This window comes from Thalassospira sp. CA1 (genome assembly GCF_059052855.1).
Map to the genome: position 1 here is coordinate 1 of NZ_JBZCIA010000005.1, position 19,697 is coordinate 19,697.

15 protein-coding genes, 1 tRNA gene and 1 rRNA gene are annotated in these 19,697 nt (G+C 54.3%); 9 read left to right on the forward strand and 8 right to left on the reverse strand.

Translation table 11 applies throughout. From position 1 onward, the window contains the following. The first annotated feature begins 167 nt into the window (after positions 1–167). Positions 168–282 (forward strand): 5S ribosomal RNA (rrf, locus tag AC5Q5A_RS10165). 117 nt (positions 283–399) lie between these two features. After that, positions 400–476 (forward strand) — tRNA-Met (locus AC5Q5A_RS10170). Positions 477–1,019: 543 nt separating this feature from the next. On the opposite strand, the gene AC5Q5A_RS10175 is transcribed toward AC5Q5A_RS10170, so the two are convergent. Both AC5Q5A_RS10175 and AC5Q5A_RS10180 read right to left on the reverse strand, forming a co-directional pair. After that, a complete protein-coding gene (locus tag AC5Q5A_RS10175; RefSeq protein WP_493895185.1) occupies positions 1,020–1,907 on the reverse strand; it encodes a COG3904 family protein in 888 nt (295 codons plus the stop codon). Positions 1,908–2,015: 108 nt separating this feature from the next. Then, positions 2,016–4,421, reverse strand: a complete 2,406-nt coding sequence (locus AC5Q5A_RS10180) for a hypothetical protein (RefSeq protein ID WP_493895186.1) — start codon at positions 4,419–4,421, stop codon at positions 2,016–2,018. 99 nt (positions 4,422–4,520) lie between these two features. Here AC5Q5A_RS10180 and AC5Q5A_RS10185 point away from each other — a divergent pair, with 99 nt between their 5' ends. Next, positions 4,521–5,009 carry a hypothetical protein gene (locus tag AC5Q5A_RS10185; RefSeq protein WP_338188192.1) on the forward strand — a complete coding sequence of 163 codons (489 nt, stop codon included), beginning with the start codon at positions 4,521–4,523 and terminating at the stop codon, positions 5,007–5,009. Between the two features lie 138 nt (positions 5,010–5,147). On the opposite strand, the gene katG is transcribed toward AC5Q5A_RS10185, so the two are convergent. Next, positions 5,148–7,331: a catalase/peroxidase HPI gene (gene katG, locus AC5Q5A_RS10190; RefSeq protein WP_493895187.1), complete on the reverse strand. Its 2,184-nt coding sequence runs from the start codon at positions 7,329–7,331 to the stop codon at positions 5,148–5,150. A gap of 505 nt (positions 7,332–7,836) precedes the next feature. On the opposite strand from katG, the gene AC5Q5A_RS10195 reads away from it, so the two are divergent. The 6 genes from AC5Q5A_RS10195 (at position 7,837) to AC5Q5A_RS10220 (ending at position 12,407) form a co-directional block, all read left to right on the forward strand. After that, positions 7,837–8,847 carry a cation diffusion facilitator family transporter gene (locus AC5Q5A_RS10195; RefSeq protein ID WP_493895188.1) on the forward strand — a complete coding sequence of 337 codons (1,011 nt, stop codon included), beginning with the start codon at positions 7,837–7,839 and terminating at the stop codon, positions 8,845–8,847. A gap of 109 nt (positions 8,848–8,956) precedes the next feature. After that, complete coding sequence (locus tag AC5Q5A_RS10200) at positions 8,957–9,889, forward strand: 2-dehydro-3-deoxygalactonokinase (RefSeq protein WP_493895189.1); 933 nt, start codon at positions 8,957–8,959, stop codon at positions 9,887–9,889. Positions 9,890–9,954: 65 nt separating this feature from the next. Next, complete coding sequence (locus AC5Q5A_RS10205; RefSeq protein ID WP_493895190.1) at positions 9,955–10,614, forward strand: 2-dehydro-3-deoxy-6-phosphogalactonate aldolase; 660 nt, start codon at positions 9,955–9,957, stop codon at positions 10,612–10,614. Between the two features lie 122 nt (positions 10,615–10,736). Next, entirely contained in the window at positions 10,737–11,519 is a 783-nt protein-coding gene (locus AC5Q5A_RS10210) for an SDR family oxidoreductase (protein WP_493895191.1), read from the forward strand. A 170-nt stretch (positions 11,520–11,689) separates the two neighbouring features. Beyond that, the gene (locus AC5Q5A_RS10215; RefSeq protein WP_062957575.1) at positions 11,690–11,962 is read left to right on the forward strand and encodes a GIY-YIG nuclease family protein; all 273 of its coding nucleotides are present in this window, start codon (positions 11,690–11,692) and stop codon (positions 11,960–11,962) included. A gap of 97 nt (positions 11,963–12,059) precedes the next feature. Then, a complete protein-coding gene (locus tag AC5Q5A_RS10220; RefSeq protein WP_008890446.1) occupies positions 12,060–12,407 on the forward strand; it encodes a hypothetical protein in 348 nt (115 codons plus the stop codon). An 81-nt stretch (positions 12,408–12,488) separates the two neighbouring features. Here AC5Q5A_RS10220 and AC5Q5A_RS10225 read toward each other — a convergent pair whose 3' ends face one another. From AC5Q5A_RS10225 to AC5Q5A_RS10245, 5 genes are all read right to left on the reverse strand, one after another. Beyond that, positions 12,489–13,592, reverse strand: coding sequence for an ABC transporter substrate-binding protein (locus AC5Q5A_RS10225; protein ID WP_493895192.1), 1,104 nt, complete (start codon positions 13,590–13,592; stop codon positions 12,489–12,491). A gap of 181 nt (positions 13,593–13,773) precedes the next feature. Next, complete coding sequence (locus AC5Q5A_RS10230; RefSeq protein WP_493895193.1) at positions 13,774–14,412, reverse strand: CDP-alcohol phosphatidyltransferase family protein; 639 nt, start codon at positions 14,410–14,412, stop codon at positions 13,774–13,776. A 92-nt stretch (positions 14,413–14,504) separates the two neighbouring features. Then, on the reverse strand, positions 14,505–15,440 hold the full coding sequence (locus AC5Q5A_RS10235; RefSeq protein ID WP_493895194.1) for a glucosaminidase domain-containing protein: 936 nt from the start codon (positions 15,438–15,440) through the stop codon (positions 14,505–14,507). Between the two features lie 63 nt (positions 15,441–15,503). Continuing rightward, positions 15,504–16,214 (reverse strand): GNAT family N-acetyltransferase, encoded by a 711-nt coding sequence (locus tag AC5Q5A_RS10240; RefSeq protein ID WP_493895195.1) that lies wholly within the window; start codon positions 16,212–16,214, stop codon positions 15,504–15,506. 118 nt (positions 16,215–16,332) lie between these two features. Beyond that, positions 16,333–19,695, reverse strand: coding sequence for an error-prone DNA polymerase (locus tag AC5Q5A_RS10245; protein WP_493895196.1), 3,363 nt, complete (start codon positions 19,693–19,695; stop codon positions 16,333–16,335). Positions 19,696–19,697 lie beyond the last annotated feature (2 nt).

Genomic DNA, 19,697 nt, shown 5'->3' on the forward strand with positions numbered 1-19,697 from the left:
AACCAGTACTAATTGATCGATCGGCTTGATTGATCCCTCTTGCTACTGATCTGCATATGACTTGCGCAGCGGTAAAACCAGCAAGACCAATACGTCACAACAATCAATAGTTCGCATAACATCACGATCTTGCAAAGATCTCCGATCTCTTCGCTGTGTTTGGACGGCCCGGTGGCCATAGCGGCCGGGAACCACCTGATCCCATCCCGAACTCAGAAGTGAAACCAGCCTGCGCCGATGGTACTTTGTCTTAAGGCACGGGAGAGTAGGTCACCGCCGGGCCTTCCAAATACAGCATCCATATTCCCTATATACACACCCCAAACATCCAACGCCGCTTCAAACTTGAGCGGCGTTATCTGTTTAAAGCCCAGCGCCTAAACAGAATACACCCACTGACGCGGGGTGGAGCAGCCCGGTAGCTCGTCAGGCTCATAACCTGAAGGTCGCAGGTTCAAATCCTGCCCCCGCAACCAACATTAAATAAGCTCGCCCTTGTGGCGGGCTTTTTTAATGTTCGATTGTCGGGTGCATATGGATTGGAACATCGCAAACAGGCCAATGCCTGTTTGCATAAGGTTCTTTGCGTAGGCCAAAGGCCGGAGCTGAGCGAGCAAAGCGAGCGCTAATCCTGCCCCCGCAACCAACATTAAATAAGCTCGCCCTTGTGGCGGGCTTTTTTAATGTTCGATTGTCGGGTGCATATGGATTGGAGCATCGCAAACAGGCCTATGCCTGTTTGCAGGTTCTTTGCGAAGGCCGTAGGCCGAAGCTGAGCGAGCAAAGCGAGCGCTAATCCTGCCCCCGCAACCAAAACAACAAACCCCGCCAGTGGCGGGGTTTTGTCGTTTTAGTCTTGGGTCAGCATTCGAACCTGCAACCTTCCTTGGCTTATGAGCCTTCTCATAACTTGAAGGCTGAGGCTGTGAAGAAATCGCTCCAGTGGAGCGATTTTAAGCCGAAGGTCGAGCACGGCGAAGCCGCACGCAGACTGCGCAGGTTCAAAACGCGCCACAAGCTCACTCCCCCTCAACCACCCCATCGACAACCCCGGCCTCTATCAGCTCCGCCACCTCCGGGAACCAGATCCCGGAATGCGGGGCGAGGAAGGCTTGCTTAAGGAAACTCTCGGCAATGCCCTGGCTGCGATAGAAGGTGATTTCCTTTTCCTGCTGGCCCTTGATGTCATAAAGCGGGACGGGGTAGTCGAGATCGATCTTGTATTGATGAAAGCCCAGCCGGGCATCGGGGCCAAGGTAACGTTTGGCACCACCGATAAAGGCGGTCGTGCAGGCGGAGCTACAGGCCTCAAACACATAGGTGTCCAAGCCCCGGTCGCGGATCAGGAAGCCAACACCACGCCCTTCATAGACATGCCCGCCAACACTGTGCAGGACGATGCCGGTGACACCCGGATTTTGATCGAGCAAGGCGGTCAAGCGCTGCGCCATGCCAAGGGTAAAGGTGCCGGTGATCTGAATGCGGGTGTTATCCGGGCTGAGTGTGAGCGCATATTGGCTGGCGCGGGCATCTTCAAGCTCGGTCAGGTTGACCGGCATAAACCGCTCCGGGGTAAGCGCACGGAAAGAGGCCGCGATGCTGAGTACGGTAAAGACCAGACAAAGCCCGATCACCCCATAGGTCAGAACGGTCCAGATATTGGCAAGAATGCTCGATTGATGTTGGGTGGCGCGCAGCACACCGACCACCTGCCAGACAAAAACAACGCCATGAAAAAGAAGGATAAACGCAACCGTCGCGATCAGCGCCGGGATGCGATCAGCGATATAGGGCGGGAGCGTAAAGCGATCGGCAAACAGGATCAGAGCCCGGATCAGGATCAGGTTGACACACAGCGCGAATAACAGCGCGTGCTTTCCTTGCCAGTGATCCCGGATATATCGCAACTCATCTTCCCCTAAGTGTTAGGTCCGACGCTTGTCAGCGCAATGTTCTCCAGAAATCTAACAAATCGCTAGTTAAGCGTAGAGCGGATTCTTATATAGGTGTGCTACCTAGCCTAAGTGTATTTTTTGGGTGGAACGTGCAATATCTTCTAACGATTTGCAGTGGTGATAGTTCGCAAAAGGTGCGTATTCTTCTCCTGCTGTACTCCAGATATGTTCAAAATCATAATCGCCAAATAGTTCAATTCCTGTGAGTAAAATCACTGGATTGGTAGGGTGTCGGTTTGATGAGAAACGATTAGTCCATTTCACTAAAGAGCGAATCAGGTCTGTTTCTGTCGCTGTAAACTTGTCTCGAAGAACTGTGATTACTATTACAGCGTCAGGGAAATAAGTGGCGACCTTCTTAATCTGAGAGATATCTTTCTTTTTTATCAGTTCGCCATCACCGAACGATTTTGCTTCTCCTATCACAATTCTCGGGTTGTATTTCTCTCCATACAGCTTTTCTGTGATCCACCCAAAATAATCGACCTCACATAGCTCACCGTTTGGCAGCTTTATACTAAGTGCCGGAGAGAATGTAGAGGTGTTTTCGAAACGGTGGTAGCCGCTGAGAGTGTTGATCGCGAGTAGTGCGCCATAGGAACCGCGTGCATAATCGTGGACAGCAAAGGGACCTATTACCCGATAGCTCCAAAGCACATCATTCGTATTTGCGGTTCCCTGTGGGAAAGGATAGGTGGCGAGGCATCTTTCGCATGTTAATTTATAACTAAGTTGATCAAGGTCATGCCAGTTGGCTTCGGTGCAAGATGGACACTTGGTCGTGGTTCCGAGCCGAATAATACTGCAATCAGTAAATTTAGAAATGCTAACTCGCGATGTCGGGTCAGCTTGTTTGCGTGTCTGAACTAATTGAACCCATCTATTAGCTGGCTTTGCGCGTGGCCCAAATAGCTCTTCGTCGATATAATTCTCTTTATCATGTCGCCTTCGGCGCCCGGCCATCTCATTCAAGAGGCGTAGTGTTTCTTGGTGCTTCAGCAAGTAAATGCCCCATAAGCCACCAATATGATGAAGCACTTGTTTTGCGATATGACCCGGTTCAGATAATTTGGCCTCAAAGCCTAATTCGACGAGGTAAGAGATCACAGCGTCTTCTTGTTTCGGAAGTTCAATGGATGTTGTGGAGTCTACATACGATTGAGCGATAGACCAGCCACTGCGGCCAATAACAATTGCTTCTCGCCCAAAGGTTAGTCGAGGGTAAAAAGGATTGTTGACGTTAAAGGGATACGACGTGGCGTAGACCTCGTTGGTGCTGGTTAGGTCGACCTCATTAATCCATCTGGTGTGATGTCCTCCGCCTGCAATGGTTGCAAAACTAGGTTGCAATGAAGCGAACTCAACCATCGAGTAATCTTGTTTTTTGATTTCTAGCGTTGTTCTGCGCTCTGCTGCTCTTAGATTAAGCCGATCATACTTTGGGCCAACGTTTGGCCGCCGTTCTCGCCAAATCTCATTGCGGAAGAGTTTGGCGGCCCATGATCTATCCGGTAGGTTTTGATCAATTTGAGCAAGGACCTCTTTGATTTGATCTTCTGATAGTGAACGAGAGAGCTCTATCGTTGTGTTGTGCATTATACCGTGTGGGTTACCCTGTAAGGGACGGTATTGATCCCGAATAAATTCGTTTATGTCTTTAACAAGTTCATTCCACCAAGTAATTGGGACAGGTAAGACCGGGGACGATTCAAGGCGAATATTCCAAAGATCAATTAGGTCAAGCGTACTCTCTGGATTGAATACGTAGACAATTGGGTCATTTTGCCAGCCACGATCGAGTTCTATTTTGTAGGAAGTGGAGAAGAGTGGAGTTTCTGCATGTTCTTGATAGACTTTACGCCAAGTCTCTGGCGAGGCAGCTACTTCGGATGGATTGAATACGCTGTGGTAAATATCGTAGAAGTACTTGGAAGCTTTCTCCGATGGATAAAGACCAAACATTGCTTCAACAAGTCCGTTCGCACTCTCTTCTTTGACATATAGGCCCTCATTTTTATCGCGCAAAACGAACTGGCGTTCTCGTTCGTACCGTTCGTGCAAAGCATCAGTAATTGAATGGCCCATGGCTAGTTCGGAATAGGAGCGATAGCTCTCAGGCTGAAGCATTCTGTTTAAGCTAACAGCTCTGGAACCAATTGAGTTCTTGTCCTTAAAAGCATCAAGCCCACACCGCTCCAGAAGTCCTGGTTCAGCCTCCACATATGCATCAGGTTCGAAAAAATTTAAGTATCCCTGAGCAATTGTTTTGCCGCTAGGTTTTGGGCTGTAGGTATTTCGCCAAGCAGGTGGTGCCGATCTGAACACCGGAATAATTGGATTAAATCTACCACCCCACATGCAGCAACAAATGCGCATGAATTTTCGAATGCTCGTTAAATCTGTTGGGCGCACCAGTAGTGCGATTCTAGTTGGTCGAAGGCGAATGGTTGCGTGTAGATCAATCAATTTTCACCTCGGTGCGGGAAGGCGTCTATTTTTCTAAATTTCGCATATCATGATGTATACCTTGGGTGCTGCGCAACTAAAGATGGAGCCTAGGCGAAGATGGAAAGCTATGGAAAAGGAGATATTTTCACGCGAAGGATAGCAATAAAGACATTGAACGCATGGGAGCCATACACTGACTGCGTTTCAATTCTTTTTTCTTTTCAATACCTTGATGTAGCAGATGGTGAAGACGAGTTGCCGGAGTGGCGCATATTCTGGGTGGCCGGTCTAACGCTCTTAAGAACTATTGGTCACGTCTTGGATAAGGTAGATAAACCGGTGTCTTCTAAACACGCTGACGTTATTGGTCGCAATTGGATGCGTATAAAGACGGATCGTCAGCAAAATCGGATTTTTTGGGATTTCGTTGAAGACGGAAGAAATAATCTTTTAAAAACATATTCATGGGGAACAAGCTTAGTAAAAGACGAGCACGGATACTTCGTCGAGTACAAAAGCGGCGATGATGCATTTCAGTTGTTTCGTGAAGCTGTCTACTGGTGGCGGTATCAACTTGAGAAAATCGAGTCTGAAATAGCTGAATAGACCACTTGGTGCGTGTAGTAAGTGGTCGCTATGTTTCCAAGATGTTTGGTCCTGAAAAAAAAACACCCCCGGCGATCCAACCGGGGGTGTTCTCTTTCCGGAACCCTAAAGCTCCAAATCACATCAAGCGATCAGCCCTCACGCCAGATCAAAGCGATCCGCGTTCATGACTTTGGTCCAGGCGGCAACGAAGTCCTTGACGAACTTCTCGTGGTTGTCGTCCTGGGCGTAGACTTCGGCATAGGCGCGCAGGATCGAGTTGGAACCAAACACCAGATCCACGCGGGTGGCGGTGTATTTGGTTTCGCCGGACTTGCGATCAACGATGTTGTAAAGGTTGTCGCCCGCCGGTTTCCAGCTGTAGCCCATGTCGGTCAGGTTGACGAAGAAGTCGTTTGACAGAACACCAACACGATCAGTGAAGACACCGTGTTTGGTGCCACCATGGTTGGTGCCAAGGGCCCGCATACCACCGATCAGGCAAGTCATTTCATGGGCGGTCAGGCCCATGAGCTGTGCGCGATCGAGCAGCATTTCTTCCGGTGAGACAACATAGTCTTTTTTCGACCAGTTGCGGAAACCATCCGCAAGCGGTTCGAGGACATCGAAGCTATCGGCGTCGGTCATTTCATCGGTTGCATCCCCGCGGCCCGGTGCGAACGGGACGGTGATGTTAACCCCGGCATCCTTTGCGGCCTTTTCAACCGCAGCCGTACCGGCGAGCACGATGAGATCGGCAATCGAGACTTTCTTGGCAAGACCAGCCTGGAAGTCTTCGAGTGCCTTCAGGACCTTGGAAAGGCGTGCGGGTTCGTTGCCTTCCCAGTCCTTCTGCGGGGCCAAGCGAATACGTGCGCCATTGGCACCACCACGGCGGTCCGACCCACGGAAGGTGCGGGCACTGTCCCACGCGGTGTTGATCAGATCGGTCGCGGAAACGCCAAGGCCGAGCAGTTTGGACTTGAGATCAGCAACTTCGGCATCCGAAAGGGTGTAGTCAACAGCCGGGATCGGGTCCTGCCAGATCAGGTCTTCTGCCGGAACGTCCGGGCCGAGATAGCAGGCCTTCGGGCCCATATCACGGTGGGTCAGTTTGAACCATGCACGGGCAAAGCAATCGGAGAAATAGTCAAAGTCGTTATTGAATTTCTCGATGATGGCGCGATAGGTCGGGTCCATCTTCATGGCCATGTCGGCATCGGTCATGATCGGCATGCGGCGGATCGACGGATCTTCGACGTCAACCGGCATGTCTTCTTCTTTAATGCCGATCGGTTCCCACTGGTTGGCACCGGCCGGGCTTTTCTTGAGCTCCCACTCATAACCAAGCAAAAGCTTGCAATAGCCGTTATCCCACTTGGTCGGGTGGGTGGTCCAGGCGCCTTCGATGCCTGAGGTCACGGTATCGCGGCCAATGCCACGCTTGGTGTGGTTCATCCAGCCAAAGCCCTGTTCATGGACATCGGCGGCTTCGGGTTCGGCCTCAAGCAGGGATGCATCGCCATTGCCATGCGTCTTACCAACCGTGTGACCACCGACGGTGAGGGCCGCGGTTTCTTCGTCATCCATTGCCATGCGGGCAAAGGTTTCACGCACCTGGGCGGCGGTCTTGAGCGGGTCTGGCTGACCATTGACCCCTTCCGGGTTCACATAGATCAGTCCCATCTGGACTGCTGCCAGCGGGTTTTCCATGGTGTCAGGCTTGGAGACATCGTCATAACGATTGTCAGATGGGGCAAGCCATTCGCGCTCAGCCCCCCAATAGGTGTCCTTTTCCGGGTGCCAGATATCTTCGCGGCCACCGGCAAAACCAAAGACCTTAAGACCCATCGACTCATAAGCCATGGTGCCGGCCAGAATGATCAGGTCGGCCCAGGAAAGCTTGTTGCCGTATTTCTTTTTGATCGGCCAGAGAAGACGGCGCGCCTTATCCAGGTTGGTGTTATCGGGCCACGAGTTCAGCGGGGCGAAACGAAGGTTGCCCTTGCCGCCACCACCACGGCCATCGGCCAAGCGGTACGACCCGGCAGAGTGCCAAGCCATACGGATCATCAGCCCGCCATAATGGCCCCAGTCGGCCGGCCACCAGTCCTGGCTGTCGGTCATGAGATTTTTGATGTCGGTCTTGACCGCTTCAAGGTCGAGCTTTTTGAATTCTTCGGCATAGTTGAAGTCTTCACCATAGGGGTTCACCTTGGTGTCGTGCTGGTGAAGAATGTCGAGATTAAGCGTCTTTGGCCACCAGTCGCTTACTGATTTGCCCGTCTCGGTCATGCCACCATGCATTACCGGACATTTCCCTGCGGTATGTTTTCCGTCCATTTTTTCTCTCTCCGTCGTGGCTGAGATGTTTTAAACAGCTCCTGGACCCGTATCGCGTGTATCGCGCGGTCGTGGGACGCGTTGGTGTGTTGCGTCCGTTTGTTGTTTCTCCCTGATCTAGTTTAACCAAAACCGGCACGATGAAACCAGAAGTTATGCGTGACGGTTTAATGTTGAAGGTAATCATCAACTCAGGGATCGCAATGCGACACGGGGTAATCAATTTTGTGCAACGGGTTTCCCATCGCTTTGAGAAGGCTAACAACGATACAGGTTATAGGGGAAATAGTTATTTCATGTGTTTTCGATAGTTTTTATCGATGAATTGATTTGGGGTGGTGAAAGTGCCGGTTTTGGCCAGGCGCGGTTGGGGCCGTGACATTTGCAATCAGTCGGGTAGACTGTGTTCGAGTTCACAGTCTTAAGGCCTTAAACATGCGGGGTTTTCCTGATCCCGAATGTTGCTAGGCCAAATCATCGCCCCACAGAAAGCGGAAATCCCCATATGTCTCATTCTTCAAAAGGTGCCATCTATATGGCGGCAGCGGCCAATTTTCTGATTGCTGTGGCCAAGTTTGGCGGGGCGGCGATTACCGGATCGGCCGCGATGATGTCAGAAGGCATTCATTCGCTTGTCGATACCGGCAATCAGGGGCTTTTGCTTTTGGGGCTAAAGCTTTCGACCCGTGAACCCGATGAACGGCACCCGCTGGGCTATGGCAAGGAAACCTATTTCTGGTCGTTTCTGGTGGCGGTGATGATTTTTGGCCTTGGTGCAGGCGTTTCGATCTGGGAAGGGGTGGACAAGGTCATTCATCCGCATGCGCTTGATGTGCATGTGGTGGCAACATTTGGCGGGTTTGATATCCGCACCTATCACGTGGTGTTTTCGATTCTGGTCATTGCGATTGTGCTCGAAGGCCTGGCGTTTCGCACGGCCTATATCACCTTCCGCGCACAGCATCCGAACGTGCCGCTGATCAAGGCGGTGCGCAGCAGCAAGGACCCGACGGTGTTCGTCATCCTGTTTGAGGACTCAGCAGCGCTTTTGGGGCTTGTTGTGGCGTGTGTCGGGATTGCGGCGGCCTATTTGCTTGAAATGCCGGTTCTCGATGGTTTGGCATCGGTGATGATCGGGCTTATTCTGGCGGTGACGGCCTTTATGCTGGCGGTTGAGTGCAAGGGGCTTTTGATCGGCGAAAGTGCCAATAGCCAAAGCCGCAAGAAGATCAATGATATGGTCGCGGCCATTCCCGGCATCCTTAAGGTCAACGAGATCATTACCCTGCATCACGGGCCGCAAAGCCTGATTGTGTGTGTCAGTGTTGATTTCGAAGATACGGTCACATCGGTCGCCTTGGAGGCCGCCGTATCGCGGCTTGAAAGCGATATTCGCGCCGAAATTCCCGAAGTATCGAAAGTGTTTATCGAAGCACAGAACTGGCGGGCCCATCAGAAGCTTCTTGATGAATTGGGCAGCGACCCCGATGCCGCCCCCTTAACCCACCCGGCTTAAAGCTTCGGTGCTATTGGCGTGTGCGCTGGTTGCAGTTGAACTGGCGTGCGCGAAATAGTATGAGGAATAAAACCAATAAGCAATTTCACGGGAAGGGATGCGTTCGAACATGACTAAAAAGATCTTCCCGACTTGGATCGCGGTTGATTGGGGGACCTCAAACCTGCGCCTTTGGGCGATGGATGATACCGCGAACATCCTTGGTTCGGCGGAAAGCCCACTGGGCATGAATGCGATTGCAGGCGACCCGAAACTTTCGTTCGAGGCGGTTCTGATCGACCTGATCGAAGATTGGCTTGGCGCTGCCCCGGCAAAGCTGCCGGTGGTGATTTGCGGCATGGCCGGGGCCAAGCAGGGCTGGATCGAGGCGCCTTATTGCGATGTGCCGGCACGGCCATCTGATCTGGCCAAGGGGGCGGTGACACCAAATGTGAGTGATCCTCGCATTTCTGTTTTTATCCTGCCGGGGCTTTGTCAGCGCGGTGACCCTGATGTCATGCGCGGCGAGGAAACCCAGCTTGTTGGCTTTATGGCGCAGAACCCGGATTTTTCCGGCTGGGTCTGTCTGCCCGGCACCCATTCGAAATGGGCACATGTCGCCGATGGCGTGATCAAGGCGTTTCGCACCTATATGAGTGGCGAGGTGTTTGCCTTGCTTTCGCAGCAATCCATCCTGCGTCATTCGGTGGATGATGGCTGGGACAATGCTGCCTTTGCCGATGCGGTGCGCAAGGCATCCGAACAACCAACCGCCTTCCTGCACAGCCTGTTTACCGTGCGGGCCGGGGCGTTGGTGGCAAAGGCTGATGCATCTGTTGCGCCGGGGGCAGCGGTTTTGTCAGGCACGGTCATCGGGGCCGAGATTGCCGATGTTTTAAGGCGCCTTGCACCGGGGGATGACATTGCCCTGATCGGGGCGGGCAAGCTGGCATCGCTTTATCAGGCGGCCTTGGCGGTTCATAACCACAAGGCAACGCCGCAGGACGGGGCTGCGATTACGCTTGCCGGGCTGTCGCGTGCTTACGGCGTTGTGACGGGCTAAATCCCGATCTATTCAGGCCCCGGATGCATGACATGCAAGCGGGCTTAACATACAGGAAGACAGTTATGGCTTATCCGACATCCGTCAATGATCAGATCACCGATAGCGTTTCAGGTGCCGGGCACCGCAAACTGATCGCGATCCTGCGCGGCGTGCAGCCCCATGAGGCCGTTGATATGGCGCGCGCGCTGGTCGATGCCGGGATCACGATGATCGAGGTGCCGCTCAATTCCCCCGAACCGCTTAAAAGCATTTCTGCCATGAAAGAGGCAGTCGGGGATGCCGCGATGATCGGGGCGGGCACGGTTTTGACCACGGATGACGTTGCCAATGTAAAGGCGGCGAACGGTGAATTTGTCGTATCGCCCAACTGCGATATCGAGGTGATCGCCAAAACCAAGGAAGTTGGTATGGGCTCCTGGCCCGGAGTGCTCACACCCACCGAATGCTTTGCCGCGATCAAGGCCGGGGCAGACGGGCTTAAGATTTTCCCGGCCAGCATCATCGGCGCTGAGGGCATCAAGGCAATGCGCGCGGTCTTGCCAAAAGATGTGCCGGTTTATGCCGTTGGCGGTGTCGGCCCGGATGATTTTAGCGTCTATGCCAAGGCGGGCTGCGATGGCTTTGGCCTTGGTTCGGGCATCTATAAGCCCGGCATGACGGCGACTGATGTCTCACAGGCCGCCATTGCCTATGTCAGCGCGCATGATGCGGTGTTTGGCTGAAGGGCCCGTTCCGGAATATTCGGTTTTGAAATAATTCCAAATTATGGAAGTGCGTTTGACCCTTGGGGGCGTGCGGGCTAAATTCCTGCCATTGTCTGAATTCCTGAACATGGGAGGATCCATTGGATCTTGGAATTAAGGGCCGCAAGGCCATCGTTTGTGCGTCATCCAAGGGGCTTGGTCGTGGCTGCGCGATCAAGCTGGCCGAAGCCGGTGTTGACCTTGTGCTCAATGCGCGTTCCGAAGGGCCGCTGAATGAAACCGCGGAATATATCCGTGATACCTATGGCGTGAATGTCACAACGGTCGCGTGCGACATCACCACCGAAGAAGGCCGTAACAAGGTTCTGGCTGCTGTCGATGCGCCGGATATTCTTGTGAACAACGCCGGTGGTCCGCCCCCGGGTATCTGGTCCGACTGGGGCCAGAAGGAATGGGAAGCCGCCGTTCAGTCGAACATGCTCACCCCGATCCTGCTGGCGACCGCGGTTCTGCCGGGCATGATTTCGCGCCAGTGGGGCCGGATTGTGAATATTACGTCGGGTTCGGTCAAATCGCCGATCCCGCATCTGGGGCTTTCGAACGGTGCGCGTGCCGGTCTGACCGGCTTTGTCGCGGGGACTTCGCGCCAGGTGGCCAAGGATGGGGTGATTATGAACAACCTCCTGCCGGGCCAGCACGATACGGATCGTATCAATGCGCTGATGACCAACAAGTCCAATGCCGAAGGCATTTCGCTGGAAGAGGCACGCACCAAAACCCAGGCGGGTCTTCCCACGGGCCGGTTTGGCGATCCGCTTGATTTCGGGGCGACCTGTGCATTCATGTGCAGCGAGCATGCGAAATTCATGGTCGGGCAGAATGTTCTGCTTGATGGCGGAGCCTTCAACTCCACCATGGGCTGATATGTCGCCTTTCGTCACAGGACGGTCTGCAAACACCCATTTGCTGCGCTTCCGGTGCTCACGTACGTCAAGTACGCTGCGCGCCGACTCTCACAAACAGGCATTTTCGACACGCCCTGTGACGAAATCCAACATATCACCAAGTGCCCAACACAAAGGGTGGTGCTAGCATGGCGTCATTCACCTTTGTTTATGTGCTGCGCGAATGTGATTTCAGGCCGGGGCAGGGCAAGGCCGCTTTGCCCCGGACCTATGTTGGCTGGTCGACCGATGTCGAGGCCAGGCTTGCCACGCATAATAGCGGCAAGGGGGCCAAGACGACGCGCGGACGGCAGTGGGAACTGGTTTATGTCGAACGGTTCCGCACCTTCGGGCAGGCGATGAGCCGGGAATGGCATCTTAAACGCGATCGCAAGCTGCGCCGGATGCTGGCGGGTGGATAGGCTGGTTGATTTGGAGACAAATCAGGGCTTGCATCATTGCGCCAAGTGACAGATATGTCCTTGCAACAAACGCATCTAAACCGGGGTATCCTTCATCATGGCATTCGTTCGCAAAAATCCACTGAAACTCAATAATCTGCAGCTGCGCACTCTTGTGCTGGCACAGGTGATTGCCAAGGACCCGAATTCGGGCAAGATTGACGAGGCCACCGGCGAAGCAACGCTTTTGCGTGTCCCCCATGCCCATGGCGACCACGTTCATGTTGGCAAGTTTACCGTGGCCGCCCGCGATGCCAGCGGGTTCGATAATCCGGCTGTCTGGGTTGCCCTTGCCCGCAAGGGGCTGGTCAAGGAAGGCTATCCGGCCAGCATCGTTCTGACCAAGGAAGGCATGGAATACGATACCGGCCTTGGCGATCATTTCCTGGAAGAAAGCGATCACTAGGGTCGGTTGATAGCGATACCAACCTGAGACGAAAAAGCCCTGCATGTGCAGGGCTTTTGTTTTTGCAATGATGTGCGTTGTTTAGTCGACACGGATGAATTTTCCGTCCTGGATGGCCACGAAATAGATGTTGCGGTTGCCATCGCCAAAGGCATCAAACACCAGTTCCTGATGCAGCCCCTGCTGCGGTGGCAGATTGGTCAGCGCATCGGCAAGCGATTGATCCGGGTGCTTGGTGCGGAGTGCGGCAAACAGGACGGTCGCCGCGTCATAGCCCAGAACCGCGGTATAGCCGGGCTGACGACCGAACATTTCGTTGAACGCCGCGACAAATTTCTGGAAGCGCGGATTGGTGTCATAGCGGTCATAGGCCTGTGCCAGTTCCACGCCCTCGACCGCCTCGCCACCGACCTCGATCAGGGCCTGTGAACCTGCCCATTCCGAGACAGCCAGCGGAACGCTTGATGACAGCTTGCGGATTTCCTGCGCCATCATCGCGCTGTCTGTGCTGTTGGTGATCAGAACGATCGCGTCTGGATCTTCGGCTAACAATTGGCTTGCGGCTTCGGCGTGGGTGATATTGTCGGTGTTGATCCAGATTTTGGAGATGACCCGCCCGTCAAGGGCATCAAGTTCCAGAAGGAACTCGCGATACCAGCTGTCGGCAAAGGCCTGGTTTTGGCCATCAAGAGCAAGGGCGACCCGTTCATAGCCCTGATCGATGTAGCGACGGGCATAGGCACGCGCATTTTCACGCGTCGTCGTGTTCATGCGAAACAGGTTGTCACGAAAACCGGCAAAGTCGGCCGCCGAGACCGTCGGCGAAATGGTCACGACACCCAATTCATTGATCACCGGCAGCATAGCCATGCCGATCGAGCTGATGATCGGGCCGACAATCGCATCAACGCCAAGGCGCTTGAGCTCGCGCACATGATTTTGGGCTACTTCCGGGGTTTTCAGATCATCACGCGGAATGATTTCCACCATGCGACCATTGATGCCGCCATCGGTATTGACCTGTTGGGCGGCCAGTTTCAACGCATCAAGCGCGTCCGTTCCGGCATCGGATCCGGGGCCGGACAGGCCGGCAATGAAACCGATTTTGATCGGGCCTGATTGATCACAGGCAACCAGCAAGAAGCATCCGACAAAGACAGAGCACAGAAACCTGATGGACCGCATTTTATTCCTTGCAGTTTTTCTTGATCGGCCCGATAGGCTGGCCCTTTGTTATTGCCTTATCCTGTCATGATCGTCAGCGACAAGGCGACAAATCCGATATGGCAGTTCCCCGAATGTGTTTCAAGCGGTTGATATTGCGATATTTGCCGCACCAACCCAAATCCCGATCCTAGCCCAAGTCCTAGCCAAAGTCGCGTCTGGCCTGAAGCACCCGTCCCATCGTGGTCATCAGGCACAAGGCACCGAAAATGGCGGCGATCATGTTAAACGAGGCCGGGAAGATACAAATAAGACATAAGACCAGTATGGTCTCGCTGCCTTCGGTGATGCCGGTCAGATAGAAGAAGCTCTTCTTGCCTTGGGCTTCGCCATCCGTGCGCCCCTGTTTGGCGGCAATGATCGCATAGGCCAGAAAACTCGACCCGGTGCCGACAAAACAGAAAATCAGAAACGCCGCCATCAGGGCATGTTCCGGGCGACCAATGGCAAAGGCCAGAATGATGCCCGAATAAAACAGAAAGTCGGACACGATATCGTAGTAACCGCCAAGATCGCTTTCCTGACTTTTTGCATTGGGATGGCGCGACCGTGGGGCGGCATGGCGCGCAACCGCGCCATCAAGCCCGTCCATGAACCGTGATCCAAGGATAAAAACAAGTGCTGCGTAATCAAGTCTCAACACAAGACAGCCTGCCCCCAGCAGGCCAAGGAAAAAGCCAACGCCGGTGATGAAGTTGGGCGTAATGCCCGTGCCCGAAAGCGTACGCGCAATCGCATTCAATGGCATATCAATCAGCGGGCGCAGGCGGGCATCAAACATCTGGTGTTTCCGGTTATCTCGTTGAAACAGCGACTATAAGCGCAAGTTCGATGGAATGAAAATCACCAGTTTGTTGATTGCGGGTGAGATGGCTATTCCCCGGCCGGGATCAGTTGGTAATAGGGGCTTTCTTCAAGCACGGCGTCATCGACGGGGCTGAGTTTGTTTTGTCGAATGACGGCCTGGATTTCTTCGATATAGACATTGCCGCGTTCGGAATATCGGGTCAGTGTTTCGGCCAGAACAGATCCCGAAAGGGGGGCCTGATCGGCGATTATTCTGGCGCGCAAATCGCGAAATTCCGTGTAGGCCGACCCGGTATTGAGGTTCATCATATAGGCCCGTACCGAACCGAACGGTGTTTTGAAAGCCGCGATCTTGTAATCACCAAGATGCTTTCGCTGTTCTTCGGGCGTGATGCCATCGCCGCCATAGGTCCATTGACCAAACAATGCATTGCCAAGGGCTGCAAAGCGTGATGTGCCCCAGCCGCTTTCGATGGCCATTTGAGCCATGGCAAGCGACGGGGGAACCGGTGCAATGCGTTTTTCAAGTTCCGCGATGGTTGCCGGGTCTTCGAGGGCTGTTTCAACACGGTATTGTTCGGCCAGTTCAGCAATGATCGAAAGATCGTTGGTGCGGATCGCATCGCGAAGGACACTGCTTTGCAGGGCGATTTCCTCGTTCGCAAGCAGGGTCAACGGGCCGAGTGTCCGGAAAAATGTGCGTTTTTTGGCCGTGACCGTCAGTTGATCGGCAAGTTCGTCACGCCATCTCGTCGGGATGGTTTGCAGGAAAAGCCGGGGAACGATGCGTTCCCCCGCGTTCCAGCGTTCTGCGGTATAGCCAAGATCCTCAAACAGCTTTTCAAGCTGTTCATAGCCATTCAGTTCAATGCGGATAACGTCGCTTTGGTCGGGCGTTGGCAGAAGGATATCCGCCCGTGCAGCGGGAAGGACACCCGCGGCCATCCCAAAGGTGGCAACCGCCAGAACGGAAAATATGCGTATCAGGACACGTTTAAACATGATGTGCCTCGCTGATCTGACCTGACATCGGTGCAGGATCAGAATGCTACCATGCTTTGGGGTTTAACGGCGAAAATCTTCAAGACGTTTGCGCTGTTTTCCAGCCTCGTCAAAGTTATCTGGTGCCAGCCACGCCTCGAACGCGGCCTTGACGGCAGGCCATTCTTCAACGATGACGGAAAACCATGCGGTGTCGCGGTTGCGCCCTTTGTAAACCATGTGGTTGCGAAACGTGCCTTCATAGGTGAAGCCATACCGTGTGGCGGCGGCACGCGACGGGGCGTTTTGATCGTCGCATTTCCATTCGTAGCGGCGATAACCCAGCTCATCAAAGGCACGCTTCATCATCAGATACATCGCCTCTGTCCCGCCGATGGTCTTTGAAAGGGCCGGGGCATAATTGATATTGCCGATTTCGATCACGCCATTGTTGGCATCCATCCGCATGAAGGCGGCAACGCCGACGGCCATGTTGGATGACTTGTCGATGATGGTATGGAGCATCGGGTCGTTACTGGCGTTCATGCCGTCGAGCCAAGCCTTATAGGCGGTGAAATCGGCAAATGGTCCGGTCGGAAGGTATGCGAAGCGCGACCCATCGGGCACCTTGCTGTTGGCATCAAACAGTTGCGTGGCATCGCGGGCAACATCAAGCGGACTTACGATGACGTGGCTGCCGATCATGTCGTTGCGCGGTGGCATTACGCACCCGGTCCAGTTTTCAACCGGGTGGCCGACGGGTTTGCCAAAGATGTCTTTGTGGGGCGTGGTCATGGTGGTTCCTGTTGGTCTGATAAAGTGTGGTTTCAGATCAGCAGGATGGTTGGAATTGGTCCTCTGTTCCAGTGCCAGTTTTGCAAATGTGATGGTGCCAATCGTGGTAGTCAATCAATCAATGGAAATCATGGCTGTCGATCTTAAGGCGCTTGTGACTGGTGGTGGGTGTTTCCGGTTTTGAGCCCAGCTGATCCAGATCACCCGCGTGCCGAGGTGCTGTGGGTGATGTGGCTTCCCCGGTTGGCAGGGCGGTGCGCGGGCTGGCCCAACGCAGGTTGCGCGGATGGTTGTTGGCATCGCGCGCGATTTTGGTGTTCTCGCTCATTGATTGCAGCATATGGCTCAGATCGACCAGCTTGTCGGCAATGATGTGGGTGACACCATCTTCGCGTTGCAATTTGCCGGTCACGCCAAGGACCGTGGCGGTCATCACCTCGCGGCGGTGTTGTTCCATCACCTTGCTCCAAACAACAAGGTTGGTGATGCCGGTTTCATCCTCTAACGTGATGAAAACAACCCCCGATGCCGTGCCGGGGCGCTGGCGGACAATCGCAAGTCCCGCATGGGTCAAACGATCCCCATTTCGCACATTGGGCAGATCACTGGCGGTGCACACCCCGGCGGCACCCAATGCATCACGCAGCATCGCCATCGGATGGCCCTTAAGCGACAGGCGCAGGCTGGCGTAATCTTCGATGATCTCTTCGCCCGGGCCCATGATCGGAAGATCCACCGGCGCCTCTGCGCCGAACTCGGCCGACACCCCCATATTGTGGTTAAAGTTCTGGGCTGCTTCAAACAGGGGCAGGCTTGCTGGTGCCTTGCGTCCCTTGCCAAAGCGGCGCACGGCCCAAAGCGCTTCGCGCCGTGACAGGCCAAGGGAGCCAAACGCATCGGCCTCGGCCAGTTTTTCAAGGGCGGCTGGCGATAAGCCCGTCTGACGCGCCATCAGATAGACATCCTGAAACCCGCCTTGGGGCCGATTGGAAATCAGGGCAAGGGCATCAAGCTCGCCAAATCCCTTGATCTGGCGAAAGCCAAGCCGCACGGAATGATATCCTGCCGTGCGGCCCAGTTCGCGTTCAAGCTGATTGTCCCAGAAGCTGTGATTGATATCGATTTCAAGCACGCGCACCCCGTGATTGCGCGCATCATTAACCAACTGTGCCGGGGCATAAAACCCCATCGGCTGGGAATTCAAAAGCGCGCATAAAAACACATCCGGATGATGGCATTTCAGCCAGGACGACGCATAGGCCAGAATGGCAAAACTTGCGGCATGGCTTTCGGGGAAGCCATAATCAGCAAAGCCTTCGATCTGTTTGAAGCAGCGTTCGGCAAATTCCATGTCATAGCCATTACCCCGCATGCCATTGATGAACTTGGTGCGATGTTCGCCAATGGTGCCGGTGCGCTTGAACGTTGCCATGGCGCGACGCAGGTTATCGGCCTCTCCGCCGGAATAGCCAGCGGCGACAATGGCGATCTGCATCGCCTGTTCCTGAAACAGCGGCACACCGCAGGTGCGTTTCAATACCGCTTCGAGTTCCGGGGATGGATATTCGACCTTTTCGCGGCCCATGCGCCGTTGCAAAAACGGATGCACCATGCCGCCCTGGATCGGGCCTGGGCGGACGATGGCGACCTGAATGGTCAGATCATAAATGCTTCGCGGTTTTAAACGCGGCAGCATGCTCATTTGCGCGCGCGATTCCACCTGAAACGTGCCGATACTGTCGGCCTTTTCCAGCATGCGATAGGTGGCAACGTCTTCCTTGGGCAGGGTGGCCAGATCGTAATCAATGTTCTTGTGATTGCGCAGCTCATCCAAGGCCTTTCGGATGCAGGTCAGCATGCCAAGGGCCAGGATATCGACCTTCAGGATACCCAGCGCATCAATGTCATCCTTGTCCCATTCAATGGTGGTGCGATCCGCCATGGCGGCATTGGCAATTGGCGAGAGTTCGCAAAGCGGCCCGCGCGTGATGACAAAGCCGCCAACATGCTGCGACAAGTGGCGCGGAAAGCCGGTCAACTCGCCCGCGATATCAAGAACGGCCTTCAGGCGCGGTTCATCGGGATGAATGCCCGATTGGCGCATCATATTGTCATGGGCGCCCTTGCTGCTGGATCCCCAGATGGTTTTGGTCAGTTTGACGATGGTGTCTTCCGACAGACCAAACACCTTGCCAACATCGCGAATGGCACTGCGCGATCGATATGAAATCACGGTCGCGGTCAGCCCGGCCCGTTCACGGCCATAGCGTTCATAGATGAACTGAATAACCTCTTCGCGGCGTTCATGTTCAAAATCGACATCAATATCAGGCGGTTCATTACGTGCATTGCTGATGAAGCGTGAAAACAGCAATTCCACCTTGTTGGGATCGACCGAGGTGACATGCAAACAAAAACACACCGATGAATTGGCCGCAGATCCGCGCCCCTGACACAAAATGCCACGGGACCGGGCAAAGGCGACAATGTCATGCACGGTCAGGAAATAGGGGGCATAGCCCAACTCGTCGATCAGTTTAAGCTCTGTCTCGATCAGGTTTTTGACCTTGCCCGGCACACCTTCGGGATAGCGTTTATGTGCGCCTTCCCAAGTCATGCGGATCAGACGTTCCTGAGTGCCTTCGCCCGACCCGTCATTTTCATCGGGGTATTCATAGCGCAACTCATCAAGGCTGAAGGTGCATTGATCGGCAATCTCGACGGTGCGTGCGATCCAGTGCGGGTGACCCGGAAACAGGCGGGCCATTTCACGTGGCGATTTGATATGGCGTTCGCCATTGGGGAATAAACGGTATCCGGCATCCTCAATCGTGCAGTGATGGCGAATGCAGGTCAGGACATCCTGCAATGGTTTGCGTGACCTAAGGTGCATATGGACGTCATTGGTCACCACGGCCGGAATGCCAAGATCAGCCTCGACCATTTCGGTAAACTCAAGACGTTCGCTGTCAAACCCGTCCATGAACCGCCCGATGGCCAGCCAAAGGCGATCTTCGAAATGCGATTTCAAGCTGATCAGTTCAGTGCGAAAGGCGTCATCGGGGACCTGGGGTGGCACGGCGATAAACAGCAGGCCTTCGCTGTGCGTGACGATATCGGCGAGATAAATTTCGCACGATCCCTTGGGCGCGCGACGCTTGCCAAGGGTGAGCAACCGGCACAGCCGGGCATAGGATGCGCGGTCGGTCGGATAACACAGCAAGGATGGACCATCCATCGGATCAAGCCGACAGCCGACAATGTAATTCAATCGGTCGGCATAATTGCGATGGGCGGTATGGCCGCGCACCACCCCGGCCAGCGTGTTGTGATCGGTAATCGCAATCGCGTGCAGGCCCTTGGTGGCGGCGGTCAGGACCAGTTCCTCGGCATGCGATGCGCCGCGCAGAAAGGAAAAATTGCTACTGACATGCAGTTCGGCATAGGCCGGATCGGCTGTACGGGTGGTTTGTTTGGTCATGG